Below are 20,400 nucleotides of genomic sequence, written 5' to 3' on the forward strand. Positions count from 1 at the left end.
CATGGCGGCCGAACACCAGATCAATGCCGGTTTCATACCGCTCTTCGACAGCGCGGTTCTTGTCGCAGCGAGGGAGATCGGCTTTGCCGCGCGCGAAGGCGTCGACCTGACGCTCAGTCGCGAGACATCCTGGGCCAACATCCGCGACCGCATCGCGATCGGACATTTCGATCTGGCGCATATGCTTGGGCCGATGCCGATCGCCTGCAATCTGGGACTCACGCCACTCGCCTCCGAGACGATCGTGCCGTTCTCGCTGGGATTGGGCGGCAACTGCGTAACGGTTTCGAACACGGTCTGGGCGGGCATGGCCGCGCACGGTGCGTTGCCCGACCTCGATCCGGCGCGAGCCGGCAAGGCCTTGGGGGTGCTGATCCGTGAACGGGCAAATGCCGGTCGCGACCCGCTGCGCTTTGCGGTCGTGCATCCGCACTCCGGACACAATTACGAACTGCGCTACTGGCTCGCGGCCTGCGGCATCGATCCGTCGCGCGAAATAGAAATCGTCATCGTGCCGCCGCCCTTCATGGCCGACGCGCTCGCCGCCGGCAGGATCGACGGCTACTGCGTCGGCGAACCCTGGAACAGCGCCTCAATCGTTGCCGGCACCGGCCATATCGTCACCGTCAAGGCGCTGCTGTGGCGCAACAGCCCGGAAAAGGTGGTCGGCGTGCGCAAGGCGTGGGCGGAGCAGAATCCGGATGCGCTGGCGGCGCTGCTGCGCGCGCTGCATCATTCGGCCCGCTGGTGCCAGGATCCGGCAAACCGCGGCGAACTGGCCGCCCTCATGGCGCAGCCTTCCGTTCTCGGCCTTTCGCCGGCGCTGCAGATGCCGATCCTGACCGGACATGTCGCGCTGGGCGGTGGCGCGGAACTGACCGTTGAGGACTTCTTTCTTCCTTTCGGCAAGGCAGCGAATTTTCCATGGAAGAGCCACGCGCTGTGGTTCTATACGCAGATGGTGCGCTGGGGGCATGTCGCGCACACGCCGGAAAACCTCGCTATTGCCCGCGACTGCTACCGCCCCGATCTTTACCGGTCGGCGCTGAAGCCGCTCGGCGTCGCACTTCCCGGCGCCAATTCGAAGGTCGAGGGCGCGCTGGCGTCTGCCACACCTGTCGGCTCCGCCGGCGCCAGTCTGGTGCTCGGCCCCGATGGTTTCTTCGATGGCCAGATATTCGATCCCGACGAGATCGACGCCTACATTGCCGGGCAGAAATTGGCGCGCGCCGAAGCCTGATCATTTTCGCGCCATTCTTGTGCATTGCACAAAAATTATGCGTGCGCCTGCGCTAATGATCAATCTTTGGCTTGCTCGCCCAGCAGGCCAGCGCGCCGACGATTGCGGCATGCCGTTGATCTCATTGATGTTTGTCAGCCATTCCGAAACTGGCACGGTTCCTGCTTTGCAATAGGCAGACTCTTCTCGGGGTCACGGAATAGGCGTCCAATGGCGGGCGCTACAGGCAAAGCTGCCGCTCAGGTCAACACGCGATCCCGGATGGACGGACGCGCGCGGCCTGGCCGGCGGCTTTTTTTGTTTTGACCGAACACGCAATCGACGGCGCTGATCCCAAGCAGTGCCCAACGGGAGACGACGATGACGAAACGCATCAAAACCCAATCCGCCCTCAAGGGCGTCACCCGCCGCGATTTCCTGATGATGAGCGCGGCCACCGCGGCAACGCTGGCGGCGGCGCGCGCGCTGCTGCCGTCCGGCGCCTATGCGGCGACGGCAGCTCCGGAAGTCACCGGCGCCAAGCTCGGCTTTATCGCGCTGACCGATGCAGCGCCGCTGATGATCGCCAAGGAGAAGGGCCTGTTCGAAAAATTCGGCATGCCCGATGTCGAGGTGCTCAAGCAGGCCTCCTGGGGCGCGACGCGCGACAATCTGATGCTCGGCGGCGAAGCCAACGGCATCGACGGCGCCCATATCCTGACGCCGATGCCTTACCTGATGCACACCGGCAAGGTGACGCAGAACAACCAGCCGATGCCGATGGCGCTCGTGGCGCGGCTGAACTACGACTGCCAGGCCATTTCCGTCGCGCAGGAATATGCCGGCACCGGCGTCGGCCTCGATGCCTCCAAGTTGAAGGACGCCTTCGCCGCCAAGAAGGCCGAGGGCAAGGAGGTGAAGGCCGCCATGACCTTCCCGGGCGGCACCCATGATCTCTGGTTGCGCTACTGGCTGGCCGCCGGCGGCATCGATCCCGACAAGGACGTCTCGACCATCGTCGTGCCGCCGCCGCAGATGGTCGCCAACATGAAGGTCGGCAACATGGACGTGTTCTGCGTCGGCGAGCCGTGGAACGAGCAGCTCGTCCACCAGGGCGTCGGCTTCACCGCGGCCACGACGGGCGAGTTGTGGAAGGGCCATCCGGAAAAGGCGCTCGGCCTGCGCGCCGCCTTCATCGACAAGAACCCGAACGCCACCAAGGCGATCCTGATGGCCGTCATGGAAGCCCAGCAATGGTGCGAAGCCATGGAAAACAAGGACGAGATGGCGGCCATCATCGGCAAGCGGCAATGGATGAACGTGCCGACCGCCGACATCATCGGTCGCCTCAAGGGCGACATCAATTACGGCAATGACCGCGTCGCCACCGGCACCGACCTCTACATGAAGTTCTGGAAGGGCGGCGTGTCCTATCCGTTCAAGAGCCACGACAGCTGGTTCCTCGCCGAAAACATCCGCTGGGGAAAATTCGCGGCGACCACCGACATCAAGGCGCTGGTCGATCAGGTCAACCGCGAAGATCTGTGGCGCGAGGCGGCCAAGGATCTCGGCGTCGCTGCGGCCGACATCCCGGCGTCTTCATCGCGCGGCGTGGAGACCTTCTTCGACGGCAAGATCTTCGATCCGGCCAACCCGTCCGCCTATCTCGACAGCCTCAAGATCAAGGCATCGGCCTGACGTCGACGGCAAGCGGCGCCGTTGGCGCCGCCTGTCACTCCACGTGCTCAAGGAGCTTTTTGCGAAATGTCTATCCAAACCATCGAGGACAGCAAGGTGAAGGCGTTCCCCACGCCTGCCAAGCCCGCAGAGGTTATAGCTTTCACCGCCAAGGTGAGGCGCCGCTTCGATCCCGCCGCGATCGCCGGCAAACTGGCGAGCACGCTGGTGCCGCCGGCAGTCGTTATCGCCGTCATGCTGGTCATCTGGCAGGTCGCCTGCTCGTCGCCCAATGCCAGCTTGCCGCCACCGAGCCAGGTGTGGAACGAGGCCTACGATCTGATCGCCCATCCGTTCTTCGACTATGGTCCGCAGGATATCGGACTGGCCTGGCGAGTGCTGATCTCGCTGCAGCGCGTCGCCATCGGCTTCGGCCTGGCTGCAATCGTCGGCGTCGCGCTCGGCGCTCTGGTCGGCCAGTCGATCTGGGCGATGCGCGGCCTCGACCCTGTGTTCCAGATTCTGCGCACCGTGCCGCCGCTCGCTTGGCTGCCGCTGTCACTGGCTGCCTTCCGCGATTCCAGCCCGTCGGCGATCTTCGTCATCTTCATCACCTCGATCTGGCCGGTGATCATCAACACCGCCGTCGGCGTCCGCAACATTCCAGAGGATTACCGCAACGTCTCCCGAATCCTCAGGCTCAACCAGCTCGAATTCTTCGTGAAGATCATGGTGCCGGCCGCGGCACCTTACATCTTCACCGGCCTGCGCATCGGCATCGGCCTGTCCTGGCTTGCCATCGTCGCGGCCGAAATGCTGACAGGCGGCGTCGGTATCGGCTTCTTCATCTGGGATGCCTGGAATTCGTCGCGGCTGCCCGACATCATCGTCGCGCTCGCCTATATCGGCGTCACCGGTTTTTGCCTCGACCGCTTGGTCGCGGCGGTCGGCGCCTTCGTCACCCGCGGCACAACGGCAAAGTGAGGAGAGAGCGATGACGGCCTACCTGAAACTCGACCATATCGACAAATCCTTCGCCCGCGGCGGCCAGGTCAGCGAGGTGCTGAAGGACATTCGGCTGACCATAGACAAGGGCGAATTCGTCTCGATCATCGGCCATTCCGGCTGCGGCAAGTCGACCTTGCTCAACCTGATCGCCGGGTTGACGAGAGTGTCCGCCGGCGCGGTCCTGCTCGAAGACAAGGAGGTCGACAGCCCCGGTCCCGAGCGCGCCGTGGTGTTCCAGAACCACAGCCTGCTGCCGTGGCTCACCGTCTACGAAAACATCAACCTGGCGGTGTCGAAGGTGTTCGGCAGCACCAGGACCCGGGCCGAGCGGCATGACTGGATCATGCGCAATCTCGACCTCGTGCAGATGGCGCATGCCAGGGACAAGCGTCCGGCTGAGATTTCGGGCGGCATGAAGCAGCGCGTCGGCATCGCCCGCGCGCTGGCCATGGAGCCGAAGATCCTGCTGCTCGATGAGCCGTTCGGCGCGCTCGACGCGCTGACACGCGCCCATCTGCAGGACGCAGTGATGGATATCCATTCCCGGCTTGGCTCGACGACGATCATGATCACCCATGACGTCGACGAGGCGGTGCTGTTGTCCGACCGCATTGTCATGATGACCAACGGCCCGGCGGCAACCATCGGCGAGGTGCTTCCCGTGCCGCTCGCCCGGCCGCGCCGGCGCATCGAGCTTTCCTCCGACCGGACCTTCCTGCGCTGCCGCGAGGCGGTGCTGAAGTTCCTCTACGAACGCCACCGCTTCGTCGAAGCCGCAGAGTAAGGCCATGACCGAAAAACGCGTCATCATCGACAATTGGCAATCTGCATCGGCAATGGGCAATCTACCGCATTGCACAAATATTATGCTGCTGCGCAAGGCATTCTGACTAATCTTTGATCCGATGCCGGGCTTGGTCAAAAATCGCTCGGCTGCGATTCACATTGATTTCATTCGGTAATCTAGAGCGCTGTCGAATTGGCACGCTTCCTGCTTTTTAGAATGTAGGTCCGCAAGGGCCAAGTGACACGGCGTCCAATGGCGGGCGCCACAGGCAAAGCTGCCGCTCAGGTCATACGCGATCCCGGATGGACGGACGCGCGAAGACCTGGCCGGCGGCTTTTTTGTTTTTACGCGATCGACGGCGCTGGTCCCAAGCGGCGCCCAACCGGAGACGACGATGACGAAACGGATCGGAACTGGCGCGTCCCTCGCGGACTTCACGCGCCGCGATTTTCTGGCCAGCAGCGCGCTGACGGCGGCGCTGTTCACCGCCGCGCTCCTGCTGTTTCCCGTCGGCGCCAAGACGGAAAGCAAAGACCCGACCGTGGCGAACCCGGTCTCGTTGCACGCGCCGATGCCGCGCCGCTGATCATTCACCCGCAAACATCCGCGGTGCCTCCCACGCCGCAAACCGGAGCCAGACATTGACTGCAAATCTCCCAGCCGCGCCCAGCCAGGACAGTGCTCCCCAGCAGGCGCTTGTGATGTCCACCATCGCCTTCACCGTCTGCTTCGCGGTGTGGACGATCTTTTCAATCATCGGCGTGCGTATAAAGCAGGACCTTGGGTTGAACGAGACGGAGTTCGGCCTGCTGGTCGGCACGCCGATCCTCACCGGTTCGCTCGTGCGCATGGTGCTCGGTGTCTGGACCGACCGTTTTGGCGGACGGCTGGTATACACCGCGACCATGCTTGCGGCGGCGGTCGCTACCTTCCTGCTCGCTTTTGCGCACACCTACGGACAGATGCTGGTCGCCGCGCTAGGCGTTGGGCTCGCCGGCGGTTCCTTCGCCGTCGGTGTCGCCTATGTCTCGCGTTTCTTTCCGGCCGGCAGGCAGGGCACGGCGCTTGGCATTTTCGGTGTCGGCAATGTCGGCGCCGCAGTCACCAAGTTCCTGGCACCGTTCGTGCTTCTCTCCTGGGGCTGGCAGTCGGTCGCGCTAATCTGGGCGGCAGCACTCGTCGTCATGGCCGCCGTCTTCTGGTTCACGACCGGCGACGATCCGGTCATCCGCGAGCGCCGTGCCTGCAAGGCAGCGCCCGCGAGAAGCTTCTTGCAGGAATTCGCGCCGCTCAAGAATCTGCAGGTCTGGCGCTTCGCCTTCTATTATTTCTTCGCCTTCGGTGCATTCGTCGCGCTGTCGCTGTGGCTGCCCCGCTACCTGATCGGCGTCTACGGCTTCGGGCTTGCGACCGCCGGCATGATCGGCGCGGCCTATTCAATTCCGGCAAGTATTTTCCGCGCCTATGGTGGCGTGCTTTCAGACCGGATCGGCGCCCGCACCGTGCTCTACTGGACCTTCGCTGTCAGTGCCGGCGCGACTCTCGTTCTGTCTCTCCCCTCGGCAGACTACGTCGTGCATGGCATCAGCGGGCCGATCGCCTTCCATTTCGAGATCGGCCCGCTCACCTTCATAGCCGTTGCCTGCGTGCTCGGCTTCTTCATGAGCCTTGGCAAGGCCGCCGTCTACAAGCACATCCCGGCTTACTACCCGCAGAGTGTCGGCGCGGTCGGCGGCGTTGTCGGCATGATTGGCGGGCTCGGCGGCTTTATCCTGCCAATCGCCTTCGGCGCGCTCAACGACCTCACCGGCGTCTGGTCGAGCTGCTTCATGCTGCTCTTCGTCATCGTCGCCACCTGCTTTGCCTGGATGCATTTTTCCATCCGGCGGATGGAGCGCACGGCGTCTGCCGAAGCTTCAGGCCTTTCCTATGCGGCTGAGTGAGACCGGAGTGGATCAGGATATGACCGAAAAACTCGTCATCATCGGCAACGGCATGGCCCCCGGGCGCATGCTGGAGCATCTCCTGGAAAAGGCGCCTGGGCGCTACCAGGTCACCATCTTCAACGCCGAGCCGCGCGTGAACTACGACCGCATCATGCTGTCGCCGGTTCTGTCGGGCGAGAAGGCCTATGAGGAGATCATCATCCATGGCGACGGCTGGTACATCAAGCACGGCATCACCCTCTACAAGGGCCACAAGATCGTCGCCATCGACCGGCAGGCAAAGACAGTCACCTCCGATCATGGCGTGACCGAGCCCTATGACAAGCTGGTCATCGCCACCGGCTCGGTGCCGTTCATCATCCCGGTGCCGGGCCACGATCTGCCGGGCGTGCTCACCTATCGCGATCTGGACGACGTCCGGGCCATGATGCTTGCCGCCCAGTCGCGGGCCAAGGCTGTGGTCATTGGCGGCGGCCTGCTCGGGCTGGAGGCCGCGGCCGGCCTCAACGCGCAAGGCATGGACGTCACCGTGCTGCACGTCATGCCGACGCTGATGGAGCGCCAGCTCGATCCCGCCGCCGGCTATCTCCTGCAACGCGCGGTTGAAGAACGCGGCATCAAGGTCATCACCAAGGCCAACACCCAGGCGATCACGGGCAACGGCAAGGTCGAGCAGGTGGAACTTGCCGACGGAACCATCATCCCGGCGACGCTGGTGGTCATGGCGGTCGGCATCCGGCCGAACGCCGCAATCGCCAAGGAAGCCGGCATTGCCGTCAATCGCGGCATCGTCGTCGATGCCGGCATGCGCAGCAACGATCCCGACATCTATGCGCTCGGTGAGTGCGCCGAGGTCAGTGGCCAGGTCTATGGGCTGGTGGCGCCGCTTTACGAAATGGCGCGCGTCGCGGCCAGCCAGCTTGCCGGCGACGAGAAGGCGGCCTTCGTCCATTCGGACACGCCGACCAAGCTCAAGGTCACCGGCATCGAGCTGTTCTCGCTCGGCGATTTCGCCGAGGGCGACGACCGCCAGGAAATCGTGCTGCGCGATGCTTCGGCCGGTGTCTACAAGCGGCTGGTGCTTAGGGATGACCGCATCATCGGCACCGTGCTCTATGGCGAGACGGCCGACGGCGCCTGGTTCAACGACCTCAAGAAGAAGCAGACCGACATATCGGAAATGCGCGACACGCTTATCTTCGGCCAGTCATACCAGGGAGGCGCCTCCCTGGACCCTATGGCGGCCGTTGCAGCCTTGCCGGATGATGCGGAAATCTGCGGCTGCAACGGCGTTTGCAAGGGAAAGATCACCGGCGCGATCACGGCTAAGGGCCTGACCTCGCTCGACGACGTGCGTGCCCACACCAAGGCGTCGGCTTCCTGCGGCTCCTGCACCGGGCTGGTCGAAAAGCTGATGGTGCTGACCATCGGCGACAAGTACAATCCGGCGGCGGTGCAGCCGATGTGCGGCTGCACCACGCTCGGCCACGACGAAGTCCGCCGCCTGATCAAGGCCAAGGGCCTGAAAACCATCCCCGCCGTCATGCAGGAGCTGGAATGGACCACTTCCTGCGGCTGCGCCAAATGCCGGCCGGCGCTCAACTACTATCTGGTCTGCGACTGGCCGGACGAGTATGCCGACGACTACCAGTCGCGCTTCATCAACGAGCGCGTCCACGCCAACATCCAGAAGGACGGCACCTATTCGGTGGTGCCGCGCATGTGGGGCGGCGTCACCAATGCCGCCGAACTGCGCGCCATCGCCGACGTCGTCGACAAGTTCGAGATCCCGATGGTCAAGGTCACCGGCGGACAGCGCATCGACATGCTCGGCATCCGCAAGGAAGACCTGCCCGCGGTGTGGGCCGATCTCGGCCAGGCTGGCTTCGTCTCCGGCCACGCCTATGCCAAAGGGTTGCGCACGGTGAAGACCTGCGTTGGTTCGGACTGGTGCCGCTTCGGCACGCAGGATTCGACGGGGTTCGGTGTCCGCATCGAGAAATTCATGTGGGGCTCGTGGACGCCCGCCAAGGTCAAGATGGCGGTCTCGGGCTGCCCGAGGAACTGCGCGGAAGCAACCTGCAAGGATGTCGGCGTGATCTGCGTCGATTCAGGCTACGAGATCCATTTCGCCGGGGCCGCCGGCCTCGACATCAAGGGCACAGAGGTGCTCGGCCTGGTCAAGACCGAGGACGAGGCGCTGGAGCATATCGTGGCGCTGACGCAGATGTATCGCGAGCAGGGCCGCTATCTCGAGCGCATCTACAAATGGGCCAAGCGCATCGGCATCGCCGAGATCAAGCGCCAGATCATGGACGATGGCGAGAAGCGCAAGGCCTATTTCGACCGCTTCGTCTTTTCGCAGAAATTCGCGCAGGTCGATCCGTGGTCGGAACGCGTCTCCGGCAAGGACAAGCACGAGTTCCGGCCGATGGCTTCGGTCGGCTTCGCGCAGGCGGCGGAGTGATCATGATGAACTGGATATCAATCGGCTCGATATCAGACATTCCGCGCCGCGGCGCGCGCTGCGTCGCCACGCCTCAAGGTAAGATCGCGGTCTTCCGCACGGCAGAGGACCAGGTCTTCGCCATCGAAGATCATTGCCCGCACAAGGGCGGGCCGCTCAGCCAAGGCATCGTCCATGGCGCGGCGGTGACCTGTCCCTTGCACAATTGGGTGATTTCGCTAGAGACCGGCAAGGCGCTCGGCGCCGACGAAGGTGCGGTGCGCACCATTCCGGTGCGGATCGACGGCGAGCGTCTGTTCATTGCGCTAGAAGCGCTGGCCAGTCGCGCGGCCTGAGCATGAAGATCGACGAAGCGCGCGAGGTGAGGACCACCTGCCCCTATTGCGGGGTAGGCTGCGGCGTGCTGGCGAAGGTCGCTGCGGACGGTGAGGTGACCGTCCGCGGCGACCCCGACCATCCGGCCAATTTCGGCCGGCTCTGTTCCAAGGGCTCGGCGCTGGCCGAGACGATCGACCTCGACGGACGGCTGCTCTATCCGGAGATCCACGGCCGCCGCACCGGTTGGGACGAAGCGCTCGACCTCGTCGCCTCGACCTTCTCGCAAACCGTTGCCGAGCACGGCCCCGATTCGGTCGCCTTCTACGTTTCCGGCCAGTTGCTGACCGAAGACTATTATGTCGCCAACAAGCTGATGAAGGGGTTTATCGGCTCGGCCAATATCGACACCAATTCGCGCCTGTGCATGGCCTCGTCGGTTGCCGGCCACCGCCGCGCCTTCGGCTCCGACACGGTGCCGGGCAGCTACGAGGATCTGGAGCTTGCCGACCTCATCGTGCTGGTCGGCTCCAATCTCGCCTGGTGCCATCCGGTGCTCTACCAGCGCATCGCCGCCGCCCGTGAAAAACGGCCCGAGATGAAAGTGGTGCTGATCGACCCGCGCCGCACCATGACATCGGATCTCGCCGACATGCATCTGGCGATCGCGCCGGATGGCGATGTCGCGCTGTTCACAGGGCTGCTCGCCTATCTCGGCCAGCATAACGCGCTCGACCGCACCTATATCACGGCGCACACGACCGGCTTCGGGCAAGCCCTTTCGGCCGCCTCGGCGCTCGACCTTGCCGGTATCGCCGCTGCCACGGGCTTGAGCGAGGACGAGCTTGGCCGCTTCTACAGCCTGTTTGCCGCGACTGACAAGACGGTGACCGTCTACAGCCAGGGCGTGAACCAGTCGTCCTCGGGCACCGACAAGGTCAACGCCATTATCAACTGTCATCTCGCCACCGGCCGCATCGGCAAGCCCGGCGCCGGGCCGTTTTCGGTGACCGGTCAGCCCAACGCCATGGGCGGTCGCGAGGTTGGCGGCATGGCCAACATGCTGGCTGCCCATATGGAGATCGAAAACCCCGAACATCGCGACCGCGTGCAGCGCTTCTGGGACGCGCCGACTGTGGCCGAAAAACCCGGCTTGAAGGCGGTCGAGATGTTTCAGGCTGTGGCCGACGGGCGCATCAAGGCGCTGTGGATCATGGCGACCAACCCGGTCGATTCGATGCCGGATGCCGATGCCGTCGAGGCGGCGATCAAGGTTTGCCCGTTTGTCGTGGTGTCGGATGTGCTGGCCAAGACCGACACGGTCCGCCACGCCCATGTCCGCCTGCCCGCCGCAGCATGGGGCGAGAAGGACGGCACCGTCACCAATTCTGAGCGCCGCATCTCGCGCCAGCGCGCCTTTTTGGCCACGCCCGGCGAGGCAAGAGCCGACTGGTGGATCGTCGCCGAGGCGGGCAGGCGGATGGGTTTTGGCGAAGCGTTTTCGCATGCGTCGCCAAGGGAGATTTTTGCTGAGCACGCCGCGCTGTCGGCATTCGAGAATGACGGCGCGCGCGATTTTGATATAGGCGCGTACGCCGGGACCGATGGAGAAGACTACGACGCGCTGGTGCCTTTCCAGTGGCCAGCGCCGAGCCCAGGCACCCCCCTCTGGCCTGATGAGTGGGCGCAGCCGGCAAAACCGCCAATCTCCCCCCTTGAGGGAGAGATGGCCGGCAGGCCAGAGGGGGGCGGCACGACTGGGCGCCAGCCCATTCGCTTCTTCGCCAATGGCGGCTTCTACACCCCCGACCGCAAAGCGAAATTCATCGCCGTCCGCCCGACGGCGCAAGCCCGCACCAGCCCGGACTATCCGCTGATCCTCAACACCGGCCGCGTCCGCGACCACTGGCACACCATGACGCGGACCGGCAAGAGCCCGCGACTGTCTCAGCATCTGGCCGAGCCCTTCGTCGAAATCCACCCGGCGGATGCGCAGCACTTCGGCATCGGCGATGCCGACATCGTGCACGTCTCGACTGTGCGTGGCGAGGTGCTGGCTCGCGCGCTGGTGACAGCGCGGCAGCGGCCAGGCTCGGTCTTCGTGCCGATGCACTGGACGGACCAGTTCTCAGCGCGCGCTCGCGTCGATGCGCTGGTGGCGCCCATCACCGATGCTATTTCAGGCCAGCCGGCCTCGAAGAATGTTGCTGCCCGCGTGGAACGCTTCGCTGCTGCCGCCTTCGGCTTCGCCGTGTTTGCCGAACGGCCGGCCTCGATCGACGCTGATTATTGGAGCCTCGCCCGCTGCGCCGCCGGCTGGCGCCTCGAGCTTGCGCTGGAAGCCGGCCGGGACTGGCCGGCTTTCGCAGGCTCGCTTTTCGGGACGGACGCGCAAGGCGAGACGCTCGCCTATCATGACGTCACCGGCGGGAACTATCGCTTTGCCCGCTTCGCCGGCAGCCGGCTGGCTGGCGCGCTCTATCTTGCGCCCAAGCCGGTCGCGGTGTCGCGCAGCTGGGCGGTGGAGCAGTTGAGCGCGGACCATGCCGATCGGCGCGGGCGGCTGGCGATCGTCGCCGGGCGGCCGGGCGGCAATCGCGCCGACCGGGGCGCCATCGTATGCTCCTGCTTCGGAGTTGGCGCCAATCAGATCGCGGAAGCGGTGCGCGGCGGCTGCAGCAGCGTCGAAGCGATCGGCGCCACCCTGAATGCCGGCACCAATTGCGGCTCCTGCCGCGCCGAGATCAGGACCATCATCGAGGCGCGACGCCTTCAAGCGGCGGAGTGAGGGCGTCGAGAAACTCTGTCGCACCGGGCCTCGACGCTTACCAGCAATTTACAAACCATGGGCTACCAAAGTCCTCATTCGATTCGTTCCGAACAGGACCCTTATGAGCAAAGCCCTCACTTCATTCGCACTGGTCGCCATATTGACGGCTTTGCTGATGGCGCTCAGCCTGGCAGTGGCCCAGCATGGCTATCCCTATGGTGCGATCGGCGCAAAACGCCTGGACGACGTCGCCGATGCCGGGACGTTTATCCCGCTTGCATCGGTCTATTTCTTCAGCGCGCTGCTGATGATGATCCTGCCGATCAGGGCCGCCAGCGTCGTCCTGACGAACGCCGCGGATGCGATCTTCTGGACAGTCGTCGTGTTGTTCGCAGCCATCATTGGCTGCCTCGCCGCCAGATGGGCTTTCGATCGAAGCAATATCCTGCCTGCGCTGCTGAACTGGCGCTTTCTGTTTGTCGCAGCAGTCGTCGGCTGCCATCTCTTCATGAACGAGCTGCGCCGCAACATCCTGCTGAGAAGTCTGTTCTTTGTCGTCTTCGCCGCAGCGACGCTGGCCTGCCTGTTCTGGTCGTTCACCATCTGAGAAACCCGTGCAGGCGTTGGCTTGACGGCTCAGTTCTTGTCGACCGGCTTCGAACGCATCCGCGACACCGTCTCGCGTTCGGCCCGCTTCGAACGCATCGGCGGCAGGCCGCGGTCGATCAGATCCATGTCTTCCAGCACCATGTCGCCCATGCGCTTGAAGGCGATGTCGAGCGCGCCGGCCCGGTGGGCGGAGCGCAGGAAGCCGGGCAGCGTGCGCACGGGATGATCCTGCGCCAGCGGCTCTTCCGGAAACACGTCGCTGGCGGCGACGATATGACCGCTGCGAACGGCCTCCATCAGCGCCGGAAAATCGACCACGCCGGCACGGCTGAGCAGGACGAAGGCGGCTCCTTTGCGCATTCTGGCAAAGGCCTCAGCGCCGAGAAAACCCTGATTTTCGCTGGTCACCGAAGCGACGACGAAAACGAAATCGCTCTCCGACAAAATCGTGTCGAGCGACGCCGGCTCGACGCCGTTCTCTATCAGGATCGACGGCGGCAGCCACGGATCGAAAACCTTGGTCCGCGTGCGAAAGCCCGACAGCAGCCGGTTGAGCGCACGGCCGAGATCGCCGAAGCCGATGATACCGACATCCGCGCCGGAAAGAAGTCGCGCCGTCCGGTTGCCGTCTCCGCCCCACAGCTCCTTGCCCTGCCGGAAGGCAAGGTCCGCATCGACGATGTCGCGAGCGAGGTTGAGCGCCATGGCAAGGCCGAGCTCGGCAACGGGTTCGGCGAACACCAGGCCGGTGGTGACGACATGGATGCCGCGCGTAAACAGCGTCTCATACGGCATGTTGTTGATGAGGTTGCTTTCGACATTGAAGACGCAGCGCAGCGCCGTCATTCTTTCCAGCGTCTCCGGCGCGATCGGCGGCTGGCCGACAATGTAGCGCGCCTCGGCGAGCACGTCGGCCGGCAGGGCGGCGACGCCTTCGGGCGACGTTTCGACGATACGGTATTTGGCACGGAATCTCGCCAGTGCCTCAGGTGTGAAAATCAGGTCGAGCGTGCGTGGCTCGGGCGCGCTGATCACCAGCGGCAACGCGCTGTCGGACATGGTAGTTCCTCCCGGCGCGATCCGCGTCGCACCACATTAGAATCAAATTTTGCCGCCGCGACACCTAAGCAGGCTTGCGGGGCTTCGCCATGCTTCACCTGCATAGGTTTTTGTTTGTCGCAGGTTTTTATCGGAAAACCGTGGGACACTTTTCCGAAACCTGCTTATCACATGCCCGTCGAGGAGGAGAACTTTGTCGCCGGCGGCCTTGCGGTGTGGCGGCCGGTGGTCCAGATAGACGGCAATCGAAGGACGACAAGGAAGATAGCGACATGATCCCGATTCGTAAGAACCTCATCGATGGCGAGTGGGTAGGCGATGCCGGCTCCCGCAACATCAACCCGTCCAATCTCGACGACGTGGTCGGCGAATATGCGTCGGGGGGCGCCGAGCAGGCCCGGCAGGCCATCGCGGCGGCGAAAGCGGCATTTCCGGCATGGTCGCGATCGGGTCTGCTGGCACGCCATGCGGTGCTGAGGAAGGCGTCGGACGAGATCACCGCGCGCAAAGATGAAATAGGCCGGGCGCTGGCGCGCGAAGAAGGCAAGACGCTGGTCGAGGGCGTTGGCGAGACCGTGCGCGCCGCCCAGATCTTCGATTTCTTTGCTGGTGAGGCGCTGCGCCTGTCGGGCGAGCTGGTTCCAAGCGTGCGGCCCGGCGTCGGTGTCGAGATCACGCGGGAAGCGGTCGGCGTTGTCGGCATCATCACACCGTGGAACTTCCCGATCGCCATCCCGGCGTGGAAGATCGCTCCTGCCCTGGCCTATGGCAACACCATCGTCTTCAAGCCGGCCGAGCTGGTTCCGGAGAGCGCCTGGACCATTGTCGACATCCTGCATCGCGCCGGCCTGCCGAAGGGCGTGCTCAATCTCGTCATGGGCAAGGGTTCGGTGGTCGGCCAGGCCATGCTCGACAGCCCTGACCTCAATGCCATCACCTTCACCGGCTCGGTCGGCACCGGCAAGCGCGTGGCTGCCGCAAGCGTCGAGCATATGCGCAAGTTCCAGCTCGAAATGGGTGGCAAGAACCCGCTTGTCGTGCTCGACGATGCAGATCTTGCCGTCGCCGTCGACTGCGCGATCAATGGCGCATACTTCTCGACCGGCCAGCGCTGCACGGCATCGTCCCGCCTGGTCGTGACGGACGGCATCCATGACCGCTTCGTCGACGCGATGAAAGATCGCCTGGCCAAGCTGGTCGTCGGCGACGCTCTCGATGCGAAAACCCAGATCGGACCGGTGGTCGACCAGAGCCAGTTGAAACAGGACGAAGACTATATCGCCATCGGCCGCCAGGAAGGCGCCGATCTGGCCTTCGGCGGCGAGCGGCTCGATCGCGAAACCCGGGGCTTCTACCTGCAACCGGCGCTGTTTACGCAAGCCACCAACGCCATGCGCATCTCGCGCGAGGAGATCTTCGGACCGGTCGCCAACGTCATCCGCGTCAAGGACTATGACGAGGCGCTGGCGGTGGCCAATGACACGCCGTTCGGGCTGACGTCGGGCATCTGCACGTCGAGCCTCAAGCACGCCACGCATTTCAAGCGCAATTCGGAGGCCGGCATGGTGATGGTCAATCTGCCGACCGCGGGCGTCGACTTCCATGTGCCTTTCGGCGGACGCAAGGGATCGAGCTACGGTCCGCGCGAGCAGGGCCGCTATGCGGCGGAGTTCTACACTACGGTGAAGACCGCCTATACGTTCGCCGGCTAATAAAATCGGCAGAGCGGGGTGCACGGGCGAGCATGCCCGTGCCCACGTTGCAACGGCGCTGATGCCTGGGCTAATGCTTGCAGATGGGCAGGTTTCGTCGGCTAAAGCTCTTGCAAAAGGCGGTTCATTCCGCCGCGCTGCCCTTTCTTCGCGTTCCGCCGCTGTTATGGTCTAAGGGCATCGGGCAGTTTTGCGATTTTGCCGGTCCAGGCTGGTATCGATACGCACCGACCGAATCGGCACAGACGGAGGCCTTCTTCCGCAAGCACTATAGCGGTGCATATGGCGTGGTCTGGCTACGCCTGAGCACCCGGGCCAGGGAGTTGCGTGTCTGCGATCTCGACATTTTCGTCGAAGTGGCCCTGCCGACCATCAAGGCGCCGTTCTCGCTGGTGACAACGGATGGCGATGCGTCGGTGCCGTCAAATCTCGCCAAAAATACTGTCGATCGGCTTCTCGCCAATCCTTTCCTGGTGTCCTGGTACAGCCAGAACTGCGTCGGCGATCACCCCAAGCTCAAACCTTTCCCGATCGGCCTCGATCTTCACACCATGCGTGGCTTTACCACGCCCGGACAGCTTGCGAGGCTTCTCGAAACCATTCGCCGTCGGCAGGACGCGCCGGACCGTCGCCCGCTCAGAATATTCTGTGATCTCAACTTGAGCAGGGGTCCGAGGGAGCGACGGGATATGGTCGATGCCCTGAAGGGGTGCCCGCATGTTGATTTTCTTGACAGGCGGCTATCGCAGCACTCGATCTGGGAGCGCTATTCACAGTATCCGCTGGTCGTTTCGGCGGCTGGAAGCGGCCTAGACTGCCACAGGACGTGGGAACTGCTGTATCTGGGCTGCATCGTGGTGACCAGGACGTCGCCGCTCGATCCTCTCTATGAAGGGCTGCCCGTCATCATAGTCGACGATTGGCGGCAGGTTCGGGACCCCGAAATGATGCGACAATGGGTCGGCCAGGTCGCGCATCTGACCGATCGCGATTACGTCTGGCAAAGGCTGCGGCCGCGAGCCTATCTGGAACCGATCCGGCACGAGCTCGAACAGCGTCGATCGGCCCTAATCACCACGGAACGTGGAGTATCTCAAGCTTGGGAAGACCGACGGGCCTGATGCCCAGATCGTTGGCGAGGGCGCCAAAGCCTTCGGTTTCGATGAGATCGCGGTAGGGAATTTCCGGGAATCGAAGACCGCCACGATGCAAGGCGGCGTCGACAAGAAGCATGGTTCCGCCGACCCCATCGAGACCGATGCTTTCGAGATGCCGAACATCGCTAAGGTGAAGGCGGCCTATGGAATAGGCAGGCGGCTGGTAAAGGCCGCCGCGTATTTCACGATAGTAACGATAGTTCTTTTCCGGCTGGGTGGTGACGAAACTGTTGAGGTCGAAGCTGTCGCCGCCGGCGATCTTCACGCAGTTGGGAACCGCGATCCGATGCCCGCTTCCGATCAGCCGATTCACAACATCGCTCGGAAATCGCCACACATCGATGTCGATCCACAGCGCCCAGTCGTCGTCCGCATCCAGCCCATGATCGATCAGGTGGTTGCGCACCTTGGCAATGGCGCCCCGTCTCTCGCGCTGCTGTCGCGGTTTCGTTCGCTTCGCCCGATCGAGGTGCGTGCCCAGACGCTTTTGCAGCAGGACGACGCCACGATAGCTGCCGGCAAGCGGCGCCACTGCCGCCTGCAATCTTTCCCAGCTTCCGTCCGAACTGTCGCCCTCGCAGAAGACCAGCTTGATCCTGTCCTTAGGGTAGTCGAGCGCCTGCAGCGCATCGAGGAACGGCTGGATATGGTCGGCGGCATCGCGCAGCGGCACCAGAATGGCGAGATTCGGGCCTGACGGCGGCGATGCCGAAAGCGCCGCCTGGCTGACGCTCGCTTTCGCCGCGGCCTCGTCCAGATGTGCGCCGCGTGTCAGATGGTGCCACAGCCGGTAGGCGTGGTTGCGGACTTTGTCGCGCCGCCGCGTTGCCGGCCGCGCCGTCCACCATGTGCCCGCCCAGTGATGGATCGACAGCGTCAGCGCTCCGCTGCCGGCTGGCATGTCCGTGCGCCCGGCCGAGTCCACCGGCGTGAACAAGGAGGAGCCGTGTATGGCGAAGGCCGCCTGGTCGCCATAGCCGAGCTGCGCGGAGGTCAGCACACAGGGGCCTGTCGCGTCGAGCGCTTCCTTGGCATGGACCAGCCCCGGCAACAGCGACAAGACCTGCAGCCAGAAGGGATGCCGGGGCGGGCTCGCCATCGTGCCGTTGAACAGCAAATAGGGCAGGCCGCGAAACTTTGCCTGGACGAGCGCGTGCGTATCCGGTTCCTTACAGAGCACGATCCGATCCTCGTTCATGATCGGATCGAAAGCGGCGACGCATTCGCAGTCGATGTCGGCGTAGACGCCGCCAAAATGGTACAGGAGCAGATAGCGTGCCGCATCGGCGCGCAGCACACCATGTGAATAGCTGCAAAAGATCGACAGGAAATCCGGATAGTGCTCGGCGATGAACTCGAGCAGCCTCCGGTCGCTCCAGAACATCGTCGTCCAGCCGGGATGGTGCCGTTTCCAGCTTTCGACATACCCCTGGAAGCGGGCAGGGACGCTGTCGGTCTTCCACGTCTGGTGCAGGATGGGCGGGATCATCGGGGGCTCATCGATCGGTGATTGGAAAAAGCGTGGGTGTCATGTGCCGGCATCGTCCAGCCCAAAGCCGCCGCGGACGGCATTGCGGACGGCTTCAGGGCCGAACCTGGACCATGCCGCTTGATGCGCGCGAGCGCGCTGGCTCGCCATGCGCCTGCGGTCCAGACAAAGTTCGATGGCCATGTCGGCAAGCCTTTCATCCGAATCCGATAGAAGCACCTCTTCATTGTCGACCAGGTCCAGGCCCTCGACCGCCAGCGGCGTCGCAATCACCGGAATGCCCCAGGCCATTGCTTCGAGAGCCTTGATGCGCGTGCCGCCGCCTGCCGAAAGCGGGATGATGCTGAGATGCGCGCGCGACAGCAGTGGCCCCATATCGTCCGGATTTTCGACGAGGTCCACGCCTTGCAGTCCGGTCAGAGCTTTCACGGCCGGCTTGGGGTATCGGCCGGCGAGAACCAGTCTTGCGGTCGGCAGTCTTTGCCGGATGCGCGGCAGGATGGTGGCGGCCAGCCGCTCGGCGGCATCGATGTTTGGCTTGTATCCGAGATGCCCGACAAACAGGATCATCGGAAAGCCCCCGTCGGTCGCGGCCTCGACCGGCAGGTCGACGGGGCTGTCTTCGAAACGAGGGATGCCGTTCGGCACGATGTCGATCGGCACCTTGCGCGGCGAAAGTGCCGCTAGTCTTTCGTGGTCCTGCCTCGAGCAGACCCAGGCTCTGTCGACGATGGCGAGCGCCTTTCTTTCGAGGCGCCTGACGCCAAAGGCGGCGGCGATGGCAGGCACCGATCTTGCATCGTCGGCGCGATGCAACTGTCCCGCCAGGTCCGACTCGACATTGTGCATGTCGAGAATGAGCTGCCCGGCCAATGGCCGCAAGGGCCGCAGCAGTTTGAACAGCCCAATGCCCTCGACCACGATGCTGTCGGGGGAGAATTCGCGAACGATAGCCTCGAGACGCGCCAGCGCGGAGCGAGGAATTCGGTTCTCGGCACGGATCCTCCACCAGCCGATCGAAGCCGTGCGGGCTTCCCCCTCGATGGTCAAGGCAGCCGTTTGAATGCGGGGATCGGCCGGTTTCGACGGATCGGCCTGCGGCCGGATCGAGACAAGGCAGACTGGCCCGAATTCTGCTGCGGCCACGGCGTTGCGATGGTTCCTGAGATCCGCGCCCGAGGCTGGAGGGAAAGCCGGATCGTAGGACAGCACCAGCGTGCGCCGCTCTTTACCGTGGTGGGGGGTGGTAAACCTTGCATCCGGACTGCGTTTTTCAGTCATTGCTCCGAAGTGGATACGGGCGCTGTACTGCAATGCCTTCCAGCTCCGGCCGGATGCTTTGTGGGCGCGAACGGCCCGCATCATGCCCGCCGCGTCGGCGTATCTTTTGTGCTTGATGAGCTGCCGTGAAATCCGCTGCGCGATCCAAGACTTTCGCCATTGAAGGGCCTCCCGCTCGACGCCCGATCCAGCCAGCCGGTCCAGTTCGAGCGCAATGGCAAGAAACGTCCTGCGCGGCGCAAGAATGAAACGCTGCGCCATTCTCGTTTCGTCGTGATGGTAGAGCAGCACTGGAGCCGAGACGATCGCCACATCGAAGCGTGCGAGCAGCGCCACCCAGTAGCATGTGTCTTCGTCGAGGCCGATCGCTTCCGGAAAGCGGATCGTGGCCGTCGCCGATGTCGCGACCAGCGCGCTTCCCATGGCGATCGGCCAGAGCTCGTTGAGAAGATATCGCTTGGTGTTTTGGGCTCTGTCGCTGGTGTATCCGTGCGGGGTCTTGAGCTTGTCCGGCCGCCCGTTCGTGCGACGGATGCTGGCCCCGATCGACAGGCCAGCTTCGGGATTGCGCAGGAGCGCGTCATATAAAAGCGACAGGCCTCCCTCCATCAACTCGTCATCCGCATCGAGGAAGAATATGGATTTGCCCCTGGCCCGCGCAATTCCGACATTGCGCGCAGCACCGGCGCTGCCGAGGTTGACGCTGACGACCTCCAGCGGCAATCCGTATCGTTGCGCGCTTCCGATCGCGGCAGACGCGGTCTGATCGTCGGAACCGTCATCGACCAGAAGGATCTCGCCGATCAGATCTCTGTCTGAGATCAGGCTGCGCAGCGTCGCATCGATCGTCGCGGCAGCATTCCTTGCCGGGATGACGACCGTGACGTCCAATCGCGTTTCCTCT

The 20,400-nt window shown here is 63.8% G+C and carries 15 protein-coding genes; 12 read left to right on the plus strand and 3 right to left on the minus strand.

Translation table 11 applies throughout. The features are described from left to right. Nucleotide 1 precedes the first annotated feature (1 nt). The 10 genes from RPG13_RS08650 (at nt 2) to RPG13_RS08695 (ending at nt 12,796) form a co-directional block, all read left to right on the plus strand. On the plus strand, nt 2-1,240 hold the full coding sequence (locus RPG13_RS08650; RefSeq protein WP_337124848.1) for a CmpA/NrtA family ABC transporter substrate-binding protein: 1,239 nt from the start codon (nt 2-4) through the stop codon (nt 1,238-1,240). Between the two features lie 360 nt (nt 1,241-1,600). Then, a complete protein-coding gene (locus RPG13_RS08655; protein WP_292500661.1) occupies nt 1,601-2,917 on the plus strand; it encodes a CmpA/NrtA family ABC transporter substrate-binding protein in 1,317 nt (438 codons plus the stop codon). A 66-nt stretch (nt 2,918-2,983) separates the two neighbouring features. Beyond that, on the plus strand, nt 2,984-3,880 hold the full coding sequence (gene ntrB, locus RPG13_RS08660) for a nitrate ABC transporter permease (RefSeq protein WP_292500659.1): 897 nt from the start codon (nt 2,984-2,986) through the stop codon (nt 3,878-3,880). Nucleotides 3,881-3,890: 10 nt separating this feature from the next. After that, nucleotides 3,891-4,688 carry an ABC transporter ATP-binding protein gene (locus RPG13_RS08665; RefSeq protein WP_095484335.1) on the plus strand — a complete coding sequence of 266 codons (798 nt, stop codon included), beginning with the start codon at nt 3,891-3,893 and terminating at the stop codon, nt 4,686-4,688. Between the two features lie 397 nt (nt 4,689-5,085). Further along, a complete protein-coding gene (locus RPG13_RS08670; RefSeq protein WP_095484334.1) occupies nt 5,086-5,277 on the plus strand; it encodes a hypothetical protein in 192 nt (63 codons plus the stop codon). Nucleotides 5,278-5,392: 115 nt separating this feature from the next. Beyond that, entirely contained in the window at nt 5,393-6,634 is a 1,242-nt protein-coding gene (locus RPG13_RS08675; RefSeq protein ID WP_370453338.1) for an MFS transporter, read from the plus strand. A gap of 19 nt (nt 6,635-6,653) precedes the next feature. Beyond that, nucleotides 6,654-9,104, plus strand: coding sequence for a nitrite reductase large subunit NirB (gene nirB, locus RPG13_RS08680; RefSeq protein WP_292500655.1), 2,451 nt, complete (start codon nt 6,654-6,656; stop codon nt 9,102-9,104). 5 nt (nt 9,105-9,109) lie between these two features. After that, nucleotides 9,110-9,439 (plus strand): nitrite reductase small subunit NirD, encoded by a 330-nt coding sequence (gene nirD / locus RPG13_RS08685; protein ID WP_095485045.1) that lies wholly within the window; start codon nt 9,110-9,112, stop codon nt 9,437-9,439. Nucleotides 9,440-9,441: 2 nt separating this feature from the next. Continuing rightward, entirely contained in the window at nt 9,442-12,207 is a 2,766-nt protein-coding gene (locus tag RPG13_RS08690; RefSeq protein WP_337124849.1) for a nitrate reductase, read from the plus strand. A 103-nt stretch (nt 12,208-12,310) separates the two neighbouring features. Further along, entirely contained in the window at nt 12,311-12,796 is a 486-nt protein-coding gene (locus RPG13_RS08695) for a hypothetical protein (RefSeq protein WP_095484329.1), read from the plus strand. 29 nt (nt 12,797-12,825) lie between these two features. On the opposite strand, the gene RPG13_RS08700 is transcribed toward RPG13_RS08695, so the two are convergent. After that, nucleotides 12,826-13,857 carry a hydroxyacid dehydrogenase gene (locus RPG13_RS08700; protein WP_337124850.1) on the minus strand — a complete coding sequence of 344 codons (1,032 nt, stop codon included), beginning with the start codon at nt 13,855-13,857 and terminating at the stop codon, nt 12,826-12,828. Between the two features lie 272 nt (nt 13,858-14,129). Here RPG13_RS08700 and RPG13_RS08705 point away from each other — a divergent pair, with 272 nt between their 5' ends. Together RPG13_RS08705 and RPG13_RS08710 are read left to right on the plus strand one after the other, a co-directional pair. Next, nucleotides 14,130-15,569: an aldehyde dehydrogenase family protein gene (locus RPG13_RS08705; RefSeq protein ID WP_442921333.1), complete on the plus strand. Its 1,440-nt coding sequence runs from the start codon at nt 14,130-14,132 to the stop codon at nt 15,567-15,569. A gap of 110 nt (nt 15,570-15,679) precedes the next feature. Further along, on the plus strand, nt 15,680-16,690 hold the full coding sequence (locus RPG13_RS08710; RefSeq protein ID WP_337124851.1) for a hypothetical protein: 1,011 nt from the start codon (nt 15,680-15,682) through the stop codon (nt 16,688-16,690). Here the strand turns inward: RPG13_RS08710 and RPG13_RS08715 are convergent. Together RPG13_RS08715 and RPG13_RS08720 are read right to left on the minus strand one after the other, a co-directional pair. Continuing rightward, nucleotides 16,641-18,215, minus strand: coding sequence for a glycosyltransferase (locus RPG13_RS08715; RefSeq protein WP_337124852.1), 1,575 nt, complete (start codon nt 18,213-18,215; stop codon nt 16,641-16,643). The two genes, RPG13_RS08710 and RPG13_RS08715, sit on opposite strands and share 50 nt — an antisense overlap. Before the next feature lie 39 nt (nt 18,216-18,254). Further along, entirely contained in the window at nt 18,255-20,387 is a 2,133-nt protein-coding gene (locus RPG13_RS08720) for a glycosyltransferase (protein ID WP_245493079.1), read from the minus strand. Between the last annotated feature and the right edge of the window lie 13 nt (nt 20,388-20,400).

Origin of the sequence: Mesorhizobium sp. ISC15 (assembly GCF_037162615.1) — a bacterium.
GTDB classification, from domain to species: domain Bacteria; phylum Pseudomonadota; class Alphaproteobacteria; order Rhizobiales; family Rhizobiaceae; genus Mesorhizobium; species Mesorhizobium mediterraneum.